At 58.8% G+C, this 19981-nt stretch carries 20 protein-coding genes; 9 read left to right on the top strand and 11 right to left on the bottom strand.

The window, feature by feature from the left end:
• Positions 1-327: 327 nt before the first annotated feature.
• Positions 328-1584, top strand: a complete 1257-nt coding sequence (icd, locus tag ACA043_RS18180; RefSeq protein ID WP_187678468.1) for an NADP-dependent isocitrate dehydrogenase — start codon at positions 328-330, stop codon at positions 1582-1584.
• 78 nt (positions 1585-1662) lie between these two features.
• Here icd and ACA043_RS18175 read toward each other — a convergent pair whose 3' ends face one another.
• Positions 1663-1944 carry a cold shock domain-containing protein gene (locus tag ACA043_RS18175; RefSeq protein WP_497657606.1) on the bottom strand — a complete coding sequence of 94 codons (282 nt, stop codon included), beginning with the start codon at positions 1942-1944 and terminating at the stop codon, positions 1663-1665.
• A gap of 224 nt (positions 1945-2168) precedes the next feature.
• On the opposite strand from ACA043_RS18175, the gene clpS reads away from it, so the two are divergent.
• Together clpS and clpA are read left to right on the top strand one after the other, a co-directional pair.
• Positions 2169-2552: an ATP-dependent Clp protease adapter ClpS gene (gene clpS, locus ACA043_RS18170; RefSeq protein WP_016987405.1), complete on the top strand. Its 384-nt coding sequence runs from the start codon at positions 2169-2171 to the stop codon at positions 2550-2552.
• Between the two features lie 30 nt (positions 2553-2582).
• Positions 2583-4853 carry an ATP-dependent Clp protease ATP-binding subunit ClpA gene (gene clpA, locus ACA043_RS18165; RefSeq protein WP_187678466.1) on the top strand — a complete coding sequence of 757 codons (2271 nt, stop codon included), beginning with the start codon at positions 2583-2585 and terminating at the stop codon, positions 4851-4853.
• A gap of 906 nt (positions 4854-5759) precedes the next feature.
• Here clpA and infA read toward each other — a convergent pair.
• From infA to aat, 3 genes are all read right to left on the bottom strand, one after another.
• Positions 5760-5978 (bottom strand): translation initiation factor IF-1, encoded by a 219-nt coding sequence (gene infA, locus ACA043_RS18160; protein WP_002553999.1) that lies wholly within the window; start codon positions 5976-5978, stop codon positions 5760-5762.
• A 112-nt stretch (positions 5979-6090) separates the two neighbouring features.
• Complete coding sequence (locus ACA043_RS18155) at positions 6091-6798, bottom strand: arginyltransferase (RefSeq protein WP_187678465.1); 708 nt, start codon at positions 6796-6798, stop codon at positions 6091-6093.
• A gap of 57 nt (positions 6799-6855) precedes the next feature.
• Positions 6856-7536: a leucyl/phenylalanyl-tRNA--protein transferase gene (aat, locus tag ACA043_RS18150; protein ID WP_497657605.1), complete on the bottom strand. Its 681-nt coding sequence runs from the start codon at positions 7534-7536 to the stop codon at positions 6856-6858.
• A gap of 503 nt (positions 7537-8039) precedes the next feature.
• On the opposite strand from aat, the gene ACA043_RS18145 reads away from it, so the two are divergent.
• The 6 genes from ACA043_RS18145 to cysG all read left to right on the top strand — a co-directional run bounded on the left by ACA043_RS18145 (position 8040) and on the right by cysG (position 15631).
• Positions 8040-10448: a DNA translocase FtsK gene (locus ACA043_RS18145; protein WP_187678463.1), complete on the top strand. Its 2409-nt coding sequence runs from the start codon at positions 8040-8042 to the stop codon at positions 10446-10448.
• Between the two features lie 66 nt (positions 10449-10514).
• Positions 10515-11135, top strand: coding sequence for an outer membrane lipoprotein periplasmic chaperone LolA (gene lolA, locus ACA043_RS18140; RefSeq protein ID WP_008087013.1), 621 nt, complete (start codon positions 10515-10517; stop codon positions 11133-11135).
• A 108-nt stretch (positions 11136-11243) separates the two neighbouring features.
• Positions 11244-12566 (top strand): replication-associated recombination protein A, encoded by a 1323-nt coding sequence (locus ACA043_RS18135; protein WP_110719382.1) that lies wholly within the window; start codon positions 11244-11246, stop codon positions 12564-12566.
• On the top strand, positions 12566-12940 hold the full coding sequence (gene crcB, locus ACA043_RS18130; RefSeq protein ID WP_187678461.1) for a fluoride efflux transporter CrcB: 375 nt from the start codon (positions 12566-12568) through the stop codon (positions 12938-12940). Before ACA043_RS18135 ends, crcB begins: the two co-directional genes overlap by 1 nt.
• Before the next feature lie 15 nt (positions 12941-12955).
• Entirely contained in the window at positions 12956-14236 is a 1281-nt protein-coding gene (gene serS, locus ACA043_RS18125) for a serine--tRNA ligase (RefSeq protein ID WP_187678460.1), read from the top strand.
• Complete coding sequence (cysG, locus tag ACA043_RS18120; protein WP_497657604.1) at positions 14237-15631, top strand: siroheme synthase CysG; 1395 nt, start codon at positions 14237-14239, stop codon at positions 15629-15631.
• Positions 15632-15693: 62 nt separating this feature from the next.
• Here cysG and ACA043_RS18115 read toward each other — a convergent pair whose 3' ends face one another.
• From ACA043_RS18115 to ACA043_RS18085, 7 genes are all read right to left on the bottom strand, one after another.
• Positions 15694-16695, bottom strand: coding sequence for a glutathione S-transferase family protein (locus tag ACA043_RS18115; protein WP_497657603.1), 1002 nt, complete (start codon positions 16693-16695; stop codon positions 15694-15696).
• Between the two features lie 91 nt (positions 16696-16786).
• Complete coding sequence (locus ACA043_RS18110; RefSeq protein ID WP_497657602.1) at positions 16787-17788, bottom strand: glycosyl transferase family protein; 1002 nt, start codon at positions 17786-17788, stop codon at positions 16787-16789.
• Positions 17785-18120 (bottom strand): TusE/DsrC/DsvC family sulfur relay protein, encoded by a 336-nt coding sequence (locus ACA043_RS18105; RefSeq protein WP_497657601.1) that lies wholly within the window; start codon positions 18118-18120, stop codon positions 17785-17787. Before ACA043_RS18105 ends, ACA043_RS18110 begins: the two co-directional genes overlap by 4 nt.
• Positions 18117-18410, bottom strand: coding sequence for a sulfurtransferase complex subunit TusB (gene tusB / locus ACA043_RS18100; RefSeq protein ID WP_489880247.1), 294 nt, complete (start codon positions 18408-18410; stop codon positions 18117-18119). Before tusB ends, ACA043_RS18105 begins: the two co-directional genes overlap by 4 nt.
• Positions 18410-18766 (bottom strand): sulfurtransferase complex subunit TusC, encoded by a 357-nt coding sequence (tusC, locus tag ACA043_RS18095; protein ID WP_497657600.1) that lies wholly within the window; start codon positions 18764-18766, stop codon positions 18410-18412. The genes tusB and tusC overlap by 1 nt, the downstream gene beginning before the upstream one ends.
• A gap of 1 nt (position 18767) precedes the next feature.
• Entirely contained in the window at positions 18768-19160 is a 393-nt protein-coding gene (gene tusD, locus ACA043_RS18090; protein ID WP_401267489.1) for a sulfurtransferase complex subunit TusD, read from the bottom strand.
• Between the two features lie 98 nt (positions 19161-19258).
• Positions 19259-19963 (bottom strand): YoaK family protein, encoded by a 705-nt coding sequence (locus tag ACA043_RS18085; protein WP_401267492.1) that lies wholly within the window; start codon positions 19961-19963, stop codon positions 19259-19261.
• Positions 19964-19981: the final 18 nt, after the last annotated feature.

The raw sequence follows: 19981 nt of genomic DNA, 5'->3' as shown, positions 1-19981 counted from the left end.
GGTAACAGCTCAACCAATCAGGCGGAAAGTCTCGTTCTAGAGAGGCCAGCCGTCGTGACCCTTTGGTCAGCGGGCGGCATTATACATAGGTAGCTGGCAATCTGCCGATGGTTCATATGCAACGATTCTCGTCCATTGGTCTAAAGGTCGCAGGGCAGGGTGAGGCGTAGAGTCGCCGCGAATGCTTGAGTTTGGCGCTTTTCCCTTTGCTTTCAGGCTTGTACGAAACCAGATGTGCTCGCGCCGTGAACAGAGGGTTTGCGTGTTGATTTAACTGGGTTACGCTCGAACCAAGCCAGATGTTCAATCCAAACAATGGAGTTCAGCATGGGTTACAAGAAGATTCAGGTTCCAGCCGTCGGCGACAAAATCTCCGTCAATGCAGACCATTCTCTCAATGTTCCTGATAACCCGATCATCCCCTTCATCGAAGGTGACGGCATTGGTGTCGACATCAGTCCGGTGATGATCAAGGTTGTCGATGCTGCAGTTCAAAAGGCATACGGCGGTAAGCGCAAGATTTCCTGGATGGAAGTCTATGCCGGGGAAAAAGCCACTCAGGTTTACGATCAGGACACCTGGCTGCCTCAGGAAACGCTGGACGCAGTCAAGGATTACGTGGTTTCCATCAAAGGCCCTCTGACCACTCCGGTGGGTGGGGGCATTCGCTCGCTGAACGTGGCCCTGCGTCAGCAACTCGACCTATACGTCTGCCTGCGCCCGGTGCGCTGGTTCGAAGGTGTGCCTAGCCCGGTGAAAAAGCCTGGCGACGTCGACATGACCATCTTCCGAGAAAACTCCGAGGACATTTACGCCGGTATCGAGTGGAAGGCCGGTTCGCCGGAAGCCACCAAGGTCATCAAATTCCTTAAAGAAGAAATGGGTGTCACCAAGATCCGTTTCGACGAAAACTGCGGCATCGGCGTCAAGCCGGTTTCTTTAGAGGGCACCAAGCGTCTGGCGCGCAAGGCTCTGCAATATGTGGTCGATAACGATCGCGACTCGCTGACCATCGTGCACAAAGGCAACATCATGAAGTTCACCGAAGGTGCCTTCAAGGAATGGGCCTACGAAGTGGCGGCCGAAGAGTTCGGCGCGACCCTGCTCGACGGTGGCCCTTGGATGCAGTTCAAGAATCCGAAAACCGGCAAGAACGTTGTCGTCAAGGATGCCATCGCCGACGCCATGCTCCAGCAGATCCTGCTGCGCCCGGCCGAATACGATGTGATCGCGACCCTCAACCTCAACGGCGACTACCTCTCCGACGCCCTGGCGGCAGAAGTGGGTGGTATCGGTATTGCGCCGGGCGCCAACCTGTCCGACACCGTGGCGATGTTCGAAGCGACCCACGGCACTGCGCCGAAGTATGCCGGCAAGGATCAGGTCAACCCGGGCTCATTGATTTTGTCAGCGGAAATGATGCTGCGTCACATGGGCTGGGTCGAAGCGGCGGATCTGATCATCAAGGGCACCAACGGCGCCATCAGTGCCAAAACCGTGACCTATGACTTCGAACGTCTGATGGACGGTGCCAAGCTGGTTTCGTCTTCTGGCTTCGGTGATGCGCTGATTTCGCACATGTAATAAAAACAGTTGTAACGAAGCCGCCCGGCTCGAGTGATCGAGTCGGGCGGCTTTTTTATGGCGGGCGGTTTTGTTGCGTCAGCTGGTGACTGATTGCTGCTGAGCGGTGGCCGGAGCGGCTTCTTTCACGGTCTCGGTAGGTACAATATTGTGCGCATGCAGGCCTATGGGGCCTTGCACAATATCAAAACTCACGGTTTGCCCGGCCTTGAGGGTTCTATATCCGTCCATCTGGATAGCGGAGTAATGCGCAAAGAAATCAATCTCTTTGCCGTCCTCGTCTCGACCTTCGTGGGTGTCGGTATTAATGAAACCGAACCCCTTGGCATTGTTGAACCATTTCACCTTGCCGACAGCCATGCTCAAATCCCTCTGCAACAGACTCCATCGCTGGAGTATCATCCAAGTCATCCGCAATCTAATCCGTTAAAAGGATTGACTCCGCGGATCTTTTTTACCCACTGTGGGCTCTATTGGTTGTAACACCGTTTTCCCGATAGTCAAGGTGACCGGGCAGTCGGAGTTGAAAACGTGTGCTGCCGCCCCCACCACTGTATTTGCACAACTGACGAACCTTTCTTTCCATGCATGCAATCAGCCAGATTCGACTAACATTCAATCAGGATCGCCCGCTTCTCCAAAAGGATCTTCCAGAGGAGCACGACGACGATTCGGCAGGCGTTGCTGTTCAGGAAGCAAAGCCTGCGTTACAGGCGCCGCCGATGTACAAGGTGGTTTTGTTCAACGATGACTACACACCGATGGATTTCGTCGTCGAAGTGCTCGAGGTGTTTTTTAACCTGAATCGCGAGCTGGCGACCAAGGTCATGCTGGCCGTCCACACAGAAGGGCGGGCAGTATGTGGAGTGTTTACCCGCGACATCGCCGAGACAAAGGCCATGCAGGTCAACCAGTACGCCAGGGAAAGCCAGCATCCGCTACTCTGTGAAATCGAGAAGGACGGTTAATCGCCGACCACTTGGGTATGAGGTGAAGCTATGTTAAACCGCGAGCTCGAAGTCACCCTCAATCTAGCCTTCAAGGAGGCTCGTTCGAAACGTCATGAATTCATGACCGTCGAACACCTGCTGCTGGCCCTATTGGACAATGAGGCTGCCGCCACCGTTTTGCGTGCCTGCGGCGCAAACCTCGACAAACTCAAGCACGACCTGCAGGAGTTCATCGACTCCACCACGCCTTTGATCCCCGTTCATGACGAAGATCGCGAAACCCAGCCAACCCTGGGCTTCCAGCGTGTACTGCAACGTGCTGTTTTCCACGTACAGAGCTCGGGCAAGCGTGAAGTGACTGGCGCCAATGTGCTGGTTGCAATCTTCAGTGAGCAAGAGAGTCAGGCAGTGTTTCTGCTGAAACAGCAGAGCGTTGCGCGCATTGATGTCGTCAACTACATCGCTCATGGCATTTCCAAAGTGCCGGGGCATGGCGATCACTCTGAAGGTGAACAAGATATGCAGGACGATGAGGGCGGTGAGTCTTCTTCTTCAGGCAATCCTCTGGATGCTTATGCCAGCAACCTCAACGAACTCGCGCGCCAGGGTCGTATTGATCCGCTGGTCGGCCGCGAATCGGAAGTCGAGCGTGTCGCGCAGATTCTCGCGCGTCGGCGCAAAAACAATCCGCTGCTGGTCGGCGAGGCAGGCGTGGGTAAAACCGCGATTGCCGAAGGCTTGGCCAAGCGCATTGTCGACAACCAGGTGCCTGATCTGCTGGCCAACAGCGTTGTCTACTCGCTCGATCTCGGTGCTCTGCTCGCAGGCACCAAATATCGTGGTGATTTCGAGAAGCGCTTCAAGGCGCTGCTCAATGAGCTGAAAAAACGTCCGCAGGCCATCCTGTTCATTGACGAGATCCACACCATCATTGGTGCGGGTGCTGCGTCAGGCGGCGTGATGGATGCTTCGAACCTGCTCAAGCCGCTGCTGTCGTCTGGCGACATTCGTTGCATCGGCTCGACCACGTTCCAGGAATTCCGTGGCATCTTCGAGAAGGATCGAGCCCTGGCGCGTCGCTTCCAGAAGGTCGATGTCGTCGAGCCGTCGGTGGAAGACACCATCGGTATCCTGCGCGGTCTGAAAGGGCGTTTCGAAGCGCACCACAACATCGAATACAGTGATGAGTCGTTGCGCGCTGCCGCAGAACTGGCATCGCGCTACATCAATGACCGGCACATGCCGGACAAGGCCATCGATGTGATCGACGAGGCGGGTGCCTATCAGCGTCTGCAGCCGGTCGAAAAACGCGTGAAGCGCATTGAAGTGCCACAGGTTGAAGATATTGTGGCGAAGATCGCGCGGATTCCTCCGAAGCACGTGACCAGTTCCGACAAGGAACTGCTGCGTAACCTGGAGCGTGACCTGAAACTGACGGTGTTTGGTCAGGACGCGGCGATCGATTCGCTTTCTACCGCGATCAAGCTGTCCCGTGCCGGCCTCAAGTCGCCTGACAAGCCAGTTGGTTCGTTCCTGTTCGCCGGACCGACCGGTGTCGGTAAAACCGAAGCCGCGCGCCAATTGGCCAAGGCGTTGGGGATCGAGCTGGTTCGCTTCGACATGTCCGAGTACATGGAGCGCCACACTGTATCGCGTCTGATCGGTGCGCCTCCGGGGTATGTCGGCTTCGATCAGGGCGGTCTCTTGACCGAAGCGATCACCAAGCAGCCGCACTGCGTATTGCTGCTCGATGAAATCGAGAAGGCGCACCCGGAAGTCTTCAACCTGCTGCTGCAGGTGATGGACCACGGTACGCTCACCGACAACAACGGTCGCAAGGCGGACTTCCGCAATGTAATCGTGATCATGACTACCAACGCCGGTGCCGAAACGGCAGCACGCGCTTCGATCGGTTTCACCCATCAGGACCACTCGTCTGATGCGATGGAAGTGATCAAGAAGAGCTTCACGCCGGAATTCCGCAACCGTCTGGACACCATTATCCAGTTTGGTCGCCTCAGTCATGAGGTCATCAAAAGTGTGGTGGACAAGTTCCTTACCGAGCTTCAGGCGCAGCTGGAAGACAAGCGGGTACTCCTGGAAGTCACCGATGCGGCGCGTAGCTGGCTGGCGGCGGGTGGTTATGATGCGGCAATGGGCGCTCGTCCGATGGCGCGTCTGATTCAGGACAAGATCAAGCGTCCGTTGGCGGAGGAGATTTTGTTTGGCGAGCTGGCCGAGCATGGCGGTGTGGTTCACATCGACATCAAGGACGGGGAGCTGACGTTCGACTTCGAGACTACTGCTGAAATGGCCTGACGGCTGGTTGTAAGTAAAAGGCGCCTTCGGGCGCCTTTTTGTTGTCTGGTGTTTTTGGGGGTATATCCGTTGCTGCGGTGATGGCTTCTTAGGGTTCCGCCCTTACGGCGGGTCACTTTTTCCAGACGCCGAAAAAGTAACCAAAAAGGCTTGCCCTGACGTACGGCCCGCTCGCTGAGGCTCGGGGTTCCTTCGCTGCGGGATTGATCCGGGCGCATCGCCTCCGGTTTGCTTCGCTGCACCTCCTCTCGATGTGTTTGGCTGCGCCAAACGGTCGCTGCGCTCCCACCCCCGGATCAATCCCTCCACTCAGCCTTCCGACGGGCCTTCAGATCAAGAGCTTTACTCGAGCTAACGCTCATTGTGTTGAGTGGGGCGGCATGCGCCGCGTGCGGGGTGTACTCAATTTCTTGTGTGAGCTGGCTTGCCAGCGATGGCGGCCTGACAGCCGACCAAGCTCTGGTAGGTGTACTCACTCCTTGTAGGAGCTGCCGAAGGCTCGGGCCGCGATCTGACGATCTTTTGATCTGCTTTGGCTTTGGCTTTGGCTTTTGATCTTCAGCCCATCGGCAGGCCGAGCGAAGGTGTTCATCCGGGGGGTAGGCGCGCAGCGCCGTGCGGCGAAGCCGCACACATCGAGAGGAGGTGCAGCGCAGCAAACCGTAGGCGATGCGCCCGGATGGGCACCGTAGCGAGGGAACACTGAGCCTCAGCGAAGTGCCGTACGCCGGGGCAAAAGCCTTTTGGTTCCTTTTTGGCGTTTGAAAAAGGGACTCGCTGTAAGAGCGAAACCGCCAGCGGCAGCACCCGCAGCAACGGATATGCCCCCCCCCAAAAAAAACCAAACCCCTAAACCGCAGACAAACAAAAACGCCCGGCAAAGCCGGGCGTCTTGTATTGACTTGATTAACGAGCGCGGTAAGTAATGCGCCCTTTGCTCAAGTCATAGGGCGTCAGCTCGACGCGCACTTTGTCACCGGTAAGAATACGAATGTAGTTCTTGCGCATCTTGCCGGAAATATGCGCGGTTACGACGTGCCCATTTTCCAACTCCACACGAAACATGGTGTTGGGCAGGGTGTCGACGACAGTGCCTTCCATTTCGAAGCTGTCTTCTTTCGACATGCAGTAAAGCCCTCGGTATCCAATGAATGGCCCGGTGCAACTGCGCCAGGCAAAAGCGGCGTGCATTGTGCCCGAAAAATGGGGTTTACGCCAAGGGGTTTAGGGTTTGGGTTTAGTTCAGGATCACCCAGCGCTGATTAATCAGCAGTTCGATGGGGCGATATTGCGTCTTGTAGTTCATCTTTTTGCAGTTCTTGATCCAGTAACCCAGGTAAACCGCCTCAAGCCCGAGGCGCTGGCTCTCGGCAATTTGCCAAAGAATGGCAAAGCGTCCCAGGCTGCGGCGTTCTTCGGCCGGTTCGTAAAACGTGTAGACCGCCGACAAGCCGTTAGGCAGTAAATCGGTCACCGCTACGGCCAGCAACCGTCCGTCGAGACGGAACTCGTAGAAACGGGAGAAGGGCAGGTCGCGTACCAGAAAGGTCGAAAATTGATCACGGCTCGGCGGGTACATGTCGCCGTCGGCGTGGCGCTGTTCGATATAGCGTTGGTACAGATCGAAATATTCTTCACTGAACTGGGGTTTCGCCGGGCGCACCTGCAAATCGGTGTTGCGCCTGAAAATGCGCTTCTGCTGGCGATTGGGAATGAACTGCGACACCGGAATGCGCGCAGGCACGCACGCATTGCAGTTCTGGCAATGGGGCCGATACAGATGGTCGCCGCTGCGACGAAAGCCCATTTCCGACAGGTCTGCGTAGACATGCACATCCATGGGCTGGCTCGGGTCGAGAAACAGGGTCGTGGCCTGCTCCTCGGGCAGATAACTGCAAGAGTGAGGTTGAGTGGCATAGAACTTCAAACGCGCCAACTCGGTCATGATCAACCCTCGGGATAAGCTGGTGAATTAAGTGTAAGCCACGCGCGCAAAAGTCGCTCAGCAAACCCAGTTGGCACGACTGGGTTGATCCAGGTGTCGGGCCAGATAGTCGGCGAACTCGAGGCGGGGAATCGCCCGGGCGCCGAGACTGTGCAGATGATCGGTCGGCATCTGGCAATCAATCAGCACGAAGCCCGAGTCTTGCAGGTGTCGCACCAGCGTGGCAAAGCCGTATTTGGAGGCATTGTCGGCCCGGCTGAACATCGACTCACCGAAAAACAACTTCCCCATCGCCAGCCCGTACAGGCCGCCGACGAGTTCGCCCTCATCCCAGACTTCCACAGAATGGGCGAAGCCGCGCCGGTGCAACTCTACGTAAGCATCCTGCATGGCTTCAGTGATCCAGGTGCCGTCGGCGTAATCCCGTGGCGCCGCGCAGGCGCGGATCACTGCGTCGAAGTCCTGATCGAAGGTTACTTGGTAGCGTTGCTGGCGCAGCAATTTGCCCAGGCTGCGCGAAACATGCAGTTCGTCGGGAAACAGTACGGTGCGTGGGTCAGGCGACCACCACAGAATCGGCTGGCCTTCGGAAAACCAGGGGAAGCAGCCATGGCGATATGCCTGAATCAGGCGATCGGCGGACAAGTCGCCGCCGGCGGCGAGCAATCCATTGGGGTCGCGCATGGCCTTTTCCAGCGGCGGAAAAGTCAGGGAGTTGCGTTGTAACCAAGTCAGCATGGCATCCAGGCTTGCGGAAGGGGAGGGCGGTGCGGGCTGTTCGGCCCGCGCTAAAGTGTGCCGTTAAATGACACGAATGTCGTGCCGATCCTGCTTGACGCAGGCAGGGCTGCAACTTGGTGAGCTTGTTGCGGTCGTAAGCGAGCGCTGCGGGCTGGCTTGCAACCGGCCTGGCAATGCTTCGCTACGTTCATCAAATACACCTCATAAGCCTTTGTCACAAAAGGTAATGCATGCTCAAATTGCCTCACAGGTTTTGTACGCTTGGCTATGCTCAACACTGGGCTTTGAAGCATGGCATCAGACGCACAAACCCGTACAATGCCGGGCTGTTACAGAATATTCGCTGCGCGCCGTGTTTATAGCTGTATTTATAAAATCGGCAGCACAGTGTTAAAAGTAGTCTCTGTTGTGCCCTTCAACTTTTTTACCTGCCTGGATTGGGCAGTTTTTTATCGTCATTCAATAGATGGACGCGCCTCGGGCGCAGGAAAAGTAGCGTTTTGAAGAAATCCACCGAAGCACCAAAAACAGTCGTTCCGCTCTGGCGGCAGCAGTTGCACTACCGACTCAAGGAAGGTGCATTGATCGCCATCGGCGCCTTGTGCCTGTTCCTGATGATGGCCTTGCTGACCTACGGCAAGGACGACCCGGGCTGGAGCCACAACAGCAAGATCGACGACGTGCAGAATTTCGGCGGCCCGGCGGGCTCCTACAGCGCCGACATTTTGTTCATGGTGCTCGGCTATTTCGCCTATATCTTCCCGTTGCTGCTGGCGATCAAGGCGTACCAGATCTTCCGCCAACGCCACGAACCGTGGCAGTGGAGCGGCTGGCTGTTTTCCTGGCGCCTGATCGGTCTGGTGTTTTTGGTGCTGTCTGGCGCTGCGCTGGCGCATATTCATTTTCACGCCGCCACCGGTCTGCCGGCCGGCGCGGGTGGTGCGTTGGGCGAAAGTCTTGGCGATCTGGCCAAAAACGCGCTGAATATTCAGGGCAGCACATTGCTGTTCATTGCGCTGTTCCTGTTCGGCCTGACCGTATTCACCGATCTGTCGTGGTTCAAGGTGATGGACATCACCGGCAAGATCACCCTTGATCTGTTCGAACTGTTCCAGGGCGCGCTCAACCGCTGGTGGTCAGCGCGTACCGAACGCAAGCAACTGGTGGCGCAACTGCGTGAGGTCGATGACCGCGTACACGATGTGGTTGCACCGACCGTCACCGACAAGCGCGAGCAAGCCAAGGTCAAGGAACGCCTGATCGAACGTGAGCAAGCCCTGAGCAAGCACATGTCCGACCGCGAGAAGCAGGTGCCGCCGGTTATTGCACCGGCTCCCGTCAAGGCGCCGGAGCCGAGCAAGCGCGTACAGAAAGAGAAGCAGGCACCGCTGTTCGTCGACAGCGCTGTGGAAGGTACCTTGCCACCGATCTCGATCCTCGATCCTGCGGAAAAGAAACAACTCAATTACTCGCCGGAGTCTCTGGCTGCGGTCGGCCACTTGCTGGAGATCAAGCTCAAGGAGTTCGGTGTCGAGGTCACGGTGGATTCGATTCACCCGGGCCCGGTGATTACCCGTTACGAAATCCAGCCTGCCGCCGGCGTAAAAGTCAGCCGCATTTCCAACCTCGCGAAGGACCTCGCGCGCTCCCTGGCCGTGACCAGTGTGCGTGTGGTCGAGGTGATTCCGGGCAAGACCACGGTCGGTATCGAGATCCCGAACGAAGACCGGCAGATCGTGCGTTTCTCCGAAGTGCTGTCGACCCCCGAGTACGACAACTTCAAGTCGCCGGTCACTTTGGCTTTGGGCCACGACATCGGCGGCAAACCGGTTATTACCGATCTGGCGAAGATGCCGCACTTGCTGGTGGCGGGTACGACCGGTTCCGGTAAGTCGGTGGGCGTGAACGCGATGATCCTGTCGATCCTGTTCAAGTCCGGCCCGGAAGACGCCAAGCTGATCATGATCGACCCGAAAATGTTGGAGCTGTCGATCTACGAAGGCATTCCGCACTTGCTGTGCCCGGTGGTGACCGACATGAAGGACGCCGCCAACGCCCTGCGCTGGAGCGTTGCCGAGATGGAGCGTCGCTACAAGCTGATGGCGAAGATGGGCGTGCGTAACCTGTCCGGCTTCAACGCCAAGGTCAAGGAAGCCCAGGACGCCGGCGAGCCATTGAGCGATCCGCTGTACAAACGCGAAAGCATTCACGACGAAGCGCCGCTGTTGCAGAAGCTGCCGACCATCGTCGTGGTCGTCGACGAATTCGCCGACATGATGATGATCGTCGGCAAGAAGGTTGAAGAACTGATCGCCCGTATCGCACAGAAAGCGCGGGCGGCGGGTATTCACTTGATCCTTGCGACCCAGCGGCCGTCGGTGGACGTGATCACCGGTCTGATCAAGGCCAACATTCCGACCCGAATGGCGTTCCAGGTGTCGAGCAAGATCGACTCGCGGACCATTATCGACCAGGGTGGCGCCGAACAATTGCTCGGCCACGGTGACATGCTCTACATGCCACCGGGCACCAGCCTGCCGATCCGGGTTCACGGCGCGTTCGTTTCCGACGAAGAAGTTCACCGTGTAGTCGAGGCTTGGAAACTGCGCGGCGCACCGGAATACAACGATGACATTCTTAACGGTGTCGAAGAGGCAGGCAGCGGCTTTGAAGGCAGCAGCGGTGGCGGCGACGGCGATGATCCTGAAGCCGATGCGCTGTATGACGAAGCCGTGCAGTTTGTACTGGAAAGCCGTAGGGCTTCGATCTCTGCGGTGCAGCGCAAGCTGAAGATCGGCTACAACCGTGCCGCACGGATGATCGAAGCCATGGAAATGGCTGGCGTCGTCACATCAATGAACACCAACGGTTCGCGTGAAGTCTTGGCTCCCGGCCCGGTACGCGACTGACCCCAAAAGCAACAGGCGGGACAATGATGTGCCGCCGCTTTCCCACGAGTATTCAAGAGGACTCCCATGCGTCTTATCCGCATGCTGCTGCCAGTACTGGCTTTGACCACACTCACGGCCCACGCCGATGACAAGGACGTGGCTCGTCTGACGCAATTGCTTGAAACATCCAAGACCCTGAGCGCGAACTTCTCGCAGCTGACCCTCGACGGCAGCGGTACTCAGTTGCAGGAAACCACTGGCGACATGACCTTGCAGCGTCCGGGCCTGTTCTACTGGCACACCAATGCGCCGGCCGAGCAGACCATGGTTTCCGATGGCAAGAAAGTCACCCTGTGGGACCCGGATCTGGAACAGGCAACCATCAAGAAGCTCGACGAGCGTCTGACCCAGACCCCGGCGCTGCTGCTGTCCGGTGATGTGTCGAAGATCAGCCAGAGCTTCGACATCAGCGCGAAAGAGGCGGGCGGCGTGATCGATTTCACCCTCAAGCCGAAAACCAAGGACACCCTGTTCGACAACCTGCGCCTGTCGTTCCGCAACGGTCTGCTCAATGACATGCAACTGATCGACAGCGTCGGTCAGCGCACCAACATCCTGTTCACCGGGGTGAAGGCCAACGAGCCGGTTCCAGCGTCGAAGTTCAAGTTCGATATCCCGAAGGGCGCTGACGTTATCCAGGAATAACGCATAGGCTCTGTGATGGGGCTTTTGTGGTGAGGGGATAAATCCCCTCACCACAGGTTTTCCTACATGTCTGAAAAATCGTAATAACCGAGGTTTCAACGGTACGTGATGGATCTGTTTCGCAGTGCACCGATAGCCCAGCCGCTGGCCGCGCGTTTGCGTGCGACCAATCTGGATGAGTACGTCGGTCAGGAGCATGTGCTGGCTCGCGGCAAGCCTCTGCGTGAGGCGCTGGAGCAGGGTGCCCTGCATTCGATGATCTTCTGGGGGCCGCCGGGCGTGGGCAAGACCACGTTGGCGCGGTTGCTGGCAGAAGTCTCGGATGCACACTTCGAAACGGTCTCGGCGGTCCTCGCCGGGGTCAAAGAGATCCGTCAGGCCGTTGAAATCGCCAAGCAGCAGGCCGGCCAGTACGGCAAACGCACCATTTTGTTCGTCGATGAAGTGCACCGTTTCAACAAATCCCAGCAGGACGCGTTCCTGCCCTACGTTGAAGACGGCACGCTGATCTTCATCGGCGCGACCACCGAAAACCCTTCGTTCGAACTGAACAACGCTTTGCTGTCGCGAGCCCGTGTCTATGTGCTGAAAAGCCTCGACGAAGCGGCGCTACGCAAACTGGTGCATCGCGCGCTGACCGAAGAGCGCGGCCTGGGCAAGCGCAACCTGACGTTGAACGACGAAGGCTTTCAGATGCTGCTGTCCGCCGCCGATGGCGATGGTCGGCGCCTGCTCAATCTGCTGGAGAACGCCTCGGACCTGGCCGAAGACGATAGCGAGATCGGTACCGAGCTTCTGCAAAGTCTACTCGGCGACACGCGTCGGCGTTTCGACAAGGGCGGCGAAGCGTTCTATGACCAGATTTCCGCTTTGCACAAATCGGTGCGCGGCTCCAATCCTGACGGCGCGCTGTACTGGTTCGCGCGGATGATCGATGGTGGTTGCGATCCGCTGTATCTGGCCCGGCGCGTAGTGCGCATGGCCAGCGAAGACATCGGCAACGCCGACCCGCGTGCGCTGAGCCTGTGTCTGGCTGCGTGGGAAGTGCAGGAGCGCCTCGGCAGCCCGGAAGGCGAGTTGGCCGTGGCGCAGGCCATCACGTATCTGGCCTGCGCGCCAAAAAGCAACGCGGTGTACATGGGGTTCAAGACTGCATTGCGCGCCGCCGCAGAAAATGGCTCGCTGGAAGTCCCGCTACACCTGCGCAACGCGCCGACCAAACTGATGAAACAACTGGGTTACGGCGACGAATACCGTTATGCCCACGATGAGCCGGATGCTTATGCTGCCGGCGAAGACTATTTCCCGGAAGAGCTCGAGCCGATTCCGTTCTATCAACCAGTGCCACGCGGCCTGGAATTGAAGATCGGTGAGAAACTCAACCACCTCGCCCAACTTGACCGTTTAAGCCCTCGGCAGCGGAGAAAATAGTGATTCCATTGATCGTTGCGGTCTCCGTCGGCGGGATCGCCGGCACCTTGTTGCGCTTCGCCACCGGCAATTGGGTCAACGCCAATTGGCCTCGGCACTTCTATACGGCGACGCTGGCCGTTAATATCGTGGGCTGTCTGTTGATTGGCGTGTTGTACGGCCTGTTTTTGATACGCCCGGAAGTACCGATCGAGGTGCGTGCCGGGTTGATGGTCGGCTTCCTCGGGGGGCTGACGACTTTTTCATCCTTTTCACTGGATACGGTGCGTCTGCTGGAAAGCGGGCAAGTGTTGCTGGCCCTGGGCTATGCGGCACTCAGCGTATTCGGCGGGCTGCTCGCGACGTGGGCCGGCCTGTCCTTGACCAAACTTTGATAACGAGAAACCGACATGCTCGATTCCAAACTGTTACGTAGCAACCTTCAGGACGTAGCGGACCGCCTGGCTTCCCGTGGCTTTGCCCTGGATACCGCGCGCATCGAAGCGCTGGAAGAACAGCGCAAGACCGTCCAGACCCGCACCGAAGCACTGCAGGCTGAGCGTAACGCGCGTTCCAAATCCATCGGTCAGGCCAAGCAGCGCGGCGAAGACATCGCGCCGCTGATGGCGGACGTCGAGCGCATGGCGGGCGAATTGAGCGCCGGCAAAGTCGAGCTGGACGCGATCCAGACCGAACTGGACTCGATCCTGCTCGGCATCCCGAACCTGCCGCACGAGTCCGTTCCGGTCGGCAAGGACGAAGATGACAACGTCGAAGTACGCCGCTGGGGCACGCCGACTGCTTTCGATTTCCCGGTACAGGATCACGTTGCACTGGGCGAGAAGTTCGGCTGGCTGGATTTTGAAACCGCCGCCAAGCTGTCCGGCGCACGTTTTGCCCTGCTGCGTGGCCCGATCGCCCGTCTGCACCGCGCCCTGGCGCAGTTCATGATCAACCTGCACGTCAACGAGCACGGTTACGAAGAGGCTTACACGCCTTATCTGGTTCAGGCGCCAGCACTGCAAGGCACCGGTCAACTGCCCAAGTTCGAAGAAGACCTGTTCAAGATCGCTCGCGAAGGCGAAGCCGATCTGTACCTGATCCCGACCGCCGAAGTGTCGCTGACCAACATCGTCGCTGGCGAAATTGTCGATTCGAAACTGCTGCCGATCAAGTTCGTTGCGCACACACCGTGCTTCCGCAGTGAAGCCGGCGCGTCGGGTCGCGATACTCGCGGCATGATCCGCCAGCATCAGTTCGACAAGGTTGAAATGGTCCAGATCGTTGAGCCATCGACCTCGATGGAAGCGCTGGAAGGTCTGACCGCCAACGCCGAGAAAGTTCTGCAACTGCTTGGCCTGCCTTACCGCACCCTGGCACTGTGCACCGGCGACATGGGCTTCAGTGCGGTCAAGACTTACGACCTCGAAGTGTGGATTCCGAGCCAGGACAAATACCGCGAAATCTCGTCGTGCTCCAACTGTGGCGACTTCCAGGCCCGCCGCATGCAGGCGCGTTTCCGCAACCCGGAAACCGGCAAGCCTGAGTTGGTACACACCTTGAACGGTTCCGGCCTGGCGGTCGGTCGTACTCTGGTTGCGGTGCTGGAAAACTACCAGCAGGCGGACGGTTCGATCCGTGTGCCGGACGTGCTGAAGCCGTACATGGGTGGCCTTGAGGTCATCGGCTAAATGAAATATCTGCCGCTGTTTCACAACCTGCGCGGCAGTCGTGTGTTGGTCGTCGGTGGGGGGGAAATTGCCTTGCGCAAATCCCGCCTGCTGGCCGAAGCCGGTGCGCTGCTGCGGGTGGTCGCACCTGAAATCGAAACGCAACTGCGTGAATTGGTTGTCGCCAGTGGTGGCGAGTGTCTGTTGCGCGGTTACGTTGAGGCGGATATGGATGGTTGCGTGCTGATCATTGCCGCCACCGATGACGAAACGCTGAACGCCCAGGTTTCCACCGATGCTCATCGGCGTTGCGTGCCGGTCAACGTGGTCGACGCACCTGCCCTGTGCAGCGTGATCTTCCCGGCGATCGTCGATCGCTCGCCTCTGATCGTCGCAATCTCCAGTGGCGGCGATGCGCCGGTGCTGGCGCGCTTGATTCGCGCCAAGATTGAAACCTGGATTCCTTCCACCTATGGCCAACTGGCTGGGCTGGCCGCGCGTTTCCGTAATCAGGTGAAAAGCCTGTTTCCGGATGTGCAGCAGCGTCGCGGGTTTTGGGAAGACGTCTTTCAAGGGCCGATTGCCGATCGACAACTGGCCGGGCAGGGCGCCGAGGCTGAGCGTCTGCTGCAAGCGAAGATTGATGGCGAAGCCGACATCACCACAGGTGAGGTGTATCTGGTGGGAGCAGGGCCGGGTGACCCGGATCTGCTGACCTTCCGTGCATTGCGCCTGATGCAACAGGCCGATGTGGTGCTGTACGACCGTTTGGTCGCGCCGGCCATTCTTGACCTGTGCCGTCGCGATGCCGAGCGGGTCTACGTCGGCAAGCGTCGCGCCGATCACGCGGTGCCTCAGGATCAGATCAACCAGCAACTGGTCGATCTGGCCAAGGCCGGCAAGCGTGTGGTGCGGTTGAAGGGCGGTGATCCGTTCATCTTCGGCCGGGGCGGCGAAGAGATCGAAGAGCTGGCAGCCCACGGAATTCCATTCCAGGTGGTGCCGGGTATTACGGCAGCCAGCGGTTGTGCGGCGTATGCCGGGATTCCGCTGACCCACCGTGATTACGCGCAGTCAGTGCGCTTTGTCACCGGGCACTTGAAGGACGGTTCCACCGATCTGCCATGGGCCGACCTTGTCGCTCCGGCGCAGACGCTGGTGTTCTACATGGGACTGGTGGGTTTGCCGGTGATCTGTGAGCAGTTGATCAAGCATGGCCGTTCGGCGGATACCCCGGCGGCACTGATTCAGCAGGGCACCACGGTCAATCAGCGGGTCTTCACTGGCACGCTGGCCGATTTGCCGCGAATGGTGGCGGAGCATGAAGTGCATGCCCCGACGCTGGTGATCGTCGGCGAAGTGGTGAAACTGCGCGAGAAACTGGCGTGGTTTGAAGGGGCTCAGGCGCAGGTCTGAGCTAAATCAAAAGATCGTCCGATCGCGGCCCGAGCCTTCGGACGATCTTTTGCTTTTAGCTGTTAACCCCTCTGCCAAACTCCTTTGCCGCCCAGCCGCGCGCGATCATGAGCCACAGTGAAATCCTGCTCCGGCCCCTTCGGCACAACCCCCGTCGGATTGATGGTCTTGTGGCTGCCGTAGTAGTGATTTTTGATGTGCTGGAAATCCACCGTCTCGGCAATCCCCGGCCACTGATACAACTCACGCAGCCAGTTTGACAAGTTCGGATAATCGGCAATGCGCCGCAGGTTGCACTTGAAGTGCCCGTGATACACCGCGTCGAAGCGAATAATCGTGGTGAAAAGGCGAATATCCGCTTCAGTCAGGTATTCACCACTCAGATAACGGTTGGCACCCAGCATCCGCTCCAAGTGATCGAGTTCGGCAAACACCTCATCGAACGCTTCCTCATACGCTTGTTGTGACGTGGCGAACCCGGCGCGATAGACGCCGTTGTTTACGGCTGGATAGATTCGCTCGTTCAGCGCATCAATCTCACCGCGTAGCGGAGCAGGATAGAAGTCCAGATCATTGCCAGTCAGATCATCAAACGCGCTGTTGAACATGCGGATGATCTCAGCCGATTCGTTGCTGACAATGCGCTTGAGCTTTTTGTCCCACAGCACCGGTACGGTGACGCGGCCGGTGTAGTCGGGCGTGTCGGCGGTGTAGCGCTGGTGCATGAAGTCGAAGTGATCGAGCTTGTCGCCGGTCGAGCCGAGAGCCTTGTCGAAGGTCCAGCCGTTTTCCAGCATCAACCAACTGACCACGGAAACGTCGATCAGACTTTCCAGGCCTTTGAGTTTGCGCAGGATCAGCGTGCGATGCGCCCACGGACAGGCGAGCGAAACGTAGAGGTGATAGCGCCCGGCTTCGGCGGCAAAACCGCCTTCACCGCTAGAGCCAGGTTGGCCGTCAGCGGTGACCCAGTTGCGGCGTTGCGCCTGTTCGCGCTGGAACGCACCGTCCTTGCTGCTTTCGTACCACTTGTCCTGCCAGTGGCCATCGACTAACAAACCCATGTTCAAGACTCCTGAAACCAATAATCGTTGGAGTCGAGTCTATTCCGATGAGTTCGAACAAAAAGCGCAAAGATCGGGCGCGAATGATCGGTTAAATCGATTTATTCCGCGCGGCCCAGTATTGTTCGGCGGTTTCGAAAGCCTGCTCGCGGCTCTGGCCGAGACCGCGCAGTGCCAGGGCCATGGTCGAAATCAGCGCCATTTGCGGGTAGCTGTCGACCGCGTCTCCGCGCCAAACGGCTTTCAAATGCTCGACGTCCAGCGAGGCCGGTTTGACGTGGCGCTGTGCCGACAACTGCGGCCATTCCTCGTCCCAACTCTCGCCGCCGCTGGTGCCGTAAAGATGGCTGTCGGCATCGGGGTTGATCTCGATTTCACCGCCGTCACCCTTGACCACAATCGCCGTGTCGCCGAGCAAACCGCTGGCATCGCGGTGTACGGCCTGATAGCCGGGGTGGAAGATGCTTTGCAACCCGCAACGCGCGCCCAGCGGATTGAGAATTCGCGCCAGCGAGTGGATCGGCGAGCGCAGGCCCATGGTATTGCGCAGGTCGATCATCTTTTGCAGTTGTGGCGCCCAGTCGATCAGCGGCATGAATGCCAGGCCACCGTTGTCCAGCGCCGTGCCGACCTGCTGCCAGTTGCGGCACAGCGGTATATTCAGCTCGGCCAACAGCTGTTCGGTATACAAGCGCCCGGCGGTGTGCGCGCCGCCGCCGTGCATGAAGATGCGCACACCGTTTTGCGACAGACACTTGGCCGCCAGCAGATACCACGGCAGATGGCGCTTCTTGCCGGCATAGGTCGGCCAGTCCAGATCGACGTTCAAGGCTGGCGCCTCCAAACGTTCGCGCAGGGCTTCGGTGAAACCGGCCATCTCTTCGGCGCTTTCTTCTTTATGCCGCAGCAACATCAGAAAGGCGCCGAGTTGGGTGTCTTCGACTTCGTCGTCCAGCACCATGCCCATGGCTTGCCGGGCTTCTTCGCGAGTCAGATCGCGGGCGCCGCGCTTGCCTTTGCCGAGGATCCGGACGAATTGAGCGAACGGGTGCTCGGCAGGTGTTTCGAGGGTCAGCGCTGGGAAATCGGTCATAAGCAATTCGTCGGTTTGGGCAGGCCCGCCAGTTTCGCGGCGAGTTTGGCAGGGGTGCCTTTGAACAGTCGGTTCAGGTGCAGGCTGTTGCCTTTGTCCGGGCCGAGTTTCAGCGCGGTGTATTTGATCAGCGGTCGAGTGGCCGGGGACAGTTGGAACTCATCGTAGAAACAGCGCAGCAGTTCGAGCACCTCCCAGTGTTCGGGGGTCAACTCGATATCTTCGGCGGCGGCCAGGGCACTGGCGACGTCGTGTGACCAGTCGCTGAGGTCGACAAGGAAGCCGTCCTTGTCCAGTTCGATGGCGCGGGCGCCGACGGTCATGCAATTCATAGCCAGCTGTTGACCTTGTCGTGTTGGATCGACAGTTCGACGAAGGCCGGGTAGTCGATGGTTTCTGCCCATTCTGGAACCTGTACAGCGCGGGCCTCTGCATCTTCGGCCAGCACGTACAGTTTCACCCGCCGAGTTTGCAGTGCGGTGAAAGGAGCGGTGCCCGGTTGCAGGGCATATACCGCGTCGCCGGATAGCAGCAAAGCGTCGGCATGGCCGATCACTCGCAGGCAACTGGTCAGGCGATCGTCGCCGAACGGGGAATGAGACAACACATGCAAAGTCGACATCAGAGGGTGATCACCTGGTCGTAACGGTCAATAAGGGCGGTGATTTGCTCGGCTGCGAGCGGTTGCGCTTCGTCCAGCGACAGCGTGTTCAGGCCACGGCTGGTGGCGCTGTCGATGCAATAAAACAGCTCTTCAACGTCGAACATTGGCAGCGCTTGCAGGTTGGCGCTCAGGTCTTTCTGTTGCAGGGCCTTGGCCTTTTGCCCGGCGGCCAGTTGCAGCACGCCGTCATCGAGAAACAGCAGACCGATCGGCAGATCGAAGGCACCGCCGGCCAGCACGATGTCCAGCGCTTCGCGGGCACCGGGGCCGGACCATGGCGATTGGCGACTGATGATCAACAGGGATTTGGCCATGTCACGCGCCTCCGAAACAGATCAGGCGGTCAGCGTCTTGCACCGCGTCATGTAACTGGCCGAGGCCGGATAACTCCCACGGCGCGCTGACGGAGACGGCGTCACGCTGATAGCGCTTGGCTTCTTCGTCATTCAGCACGCCCCTGCGCAGAGCGGCGGCGATGCACACCACGCCATCCAGTTGCTGCTCGTTGATGAAGGTGCGCCATTGCTTGGGCAGATCCAGTTCGTCCTGCGGAGTAACCACCGCGTCAGAGGCGTTGTAGACGCCATCCTGATAGAAAAACAGCCGGACAATCTCATGCCCACCGGCCAGTGCAGCCTGCGCAAACAGCAGGGCACGGCGCGAGGAGGGCGCATGGGCGGCGGAAAACAGTGCGATGGCGAACTTCATGACGGACTCGGTCAGCAAAACTGCGGCCATGATAAAGCTTTATCGAGGCGGTCGCGAAACCCAAGTTGCGTACCCGCCCACGGGGAGGCAGACATCGGTCAGCGCGGCATGTAACCCAACTGCCAGCGTCGGGGGATTTTAAGCGAGAGCAGCCCGATCAATGCCGCCAGCAAACCGCTGACAAACATCGCCTTCAGTCCCAGATGATGCTCCAGCACTGCGCCCAGAATGGCGCCGACGAACATCCCGCTCCACGGCACCAGTTGCACGCGCCAGCCACTGCGCCGCTCGCCGAGCATCCAGCGGCCCAGTCCTCGGCCGAACCGCGACAGTGCGCCAGTGACATACGTCAGCCCGACCGGCAGACCATTCACTTCCTCGACCGACGCGTTGAGCATGCCCATCGCAATGATCGCCGCCAGCAGTGCCGGCAGTTGCGAGTCAAACGGCCAGGCTGCCGCCGCGCAGAGCAGGGTGGCGATACACAGTAGAAGCGGCAGCGCCCGTCGTCCGCCGAGACGCGCGACGAGAACGCCCAAGGCATTCCCGACAATAAAGGTTGCGACGAGAATCACCAGGCGCACGGTCAGCCCAAGATCGCCGTCACTGATCGCCACCGCCAGCCTCGTGGTGTTGCCGCTCATGAACGAGACGAAGTCGCCGCTGGCCATGAAACCGATGGCGTCCGTCATCCCCGCCAGCACCGAAAGGCTGGCCACCAGCGCCAGTCCCACGCGCCCACGCCATTTTTTCGAATGCAGATGGCCGGGACTGGCGCGGTGAGTCGAGGCGGAAGGCAGCATCGTCGATTGTTTCCTTGA

This window comes from Pseudomonas sp. LBUM1648 (genome assembly GCF_059716145.1).
The sequence above is the reverse complement of the archived record's forward strand: the minus strand, read 5'-3'. Positions and strand labels throughout refer to the sequence as shown.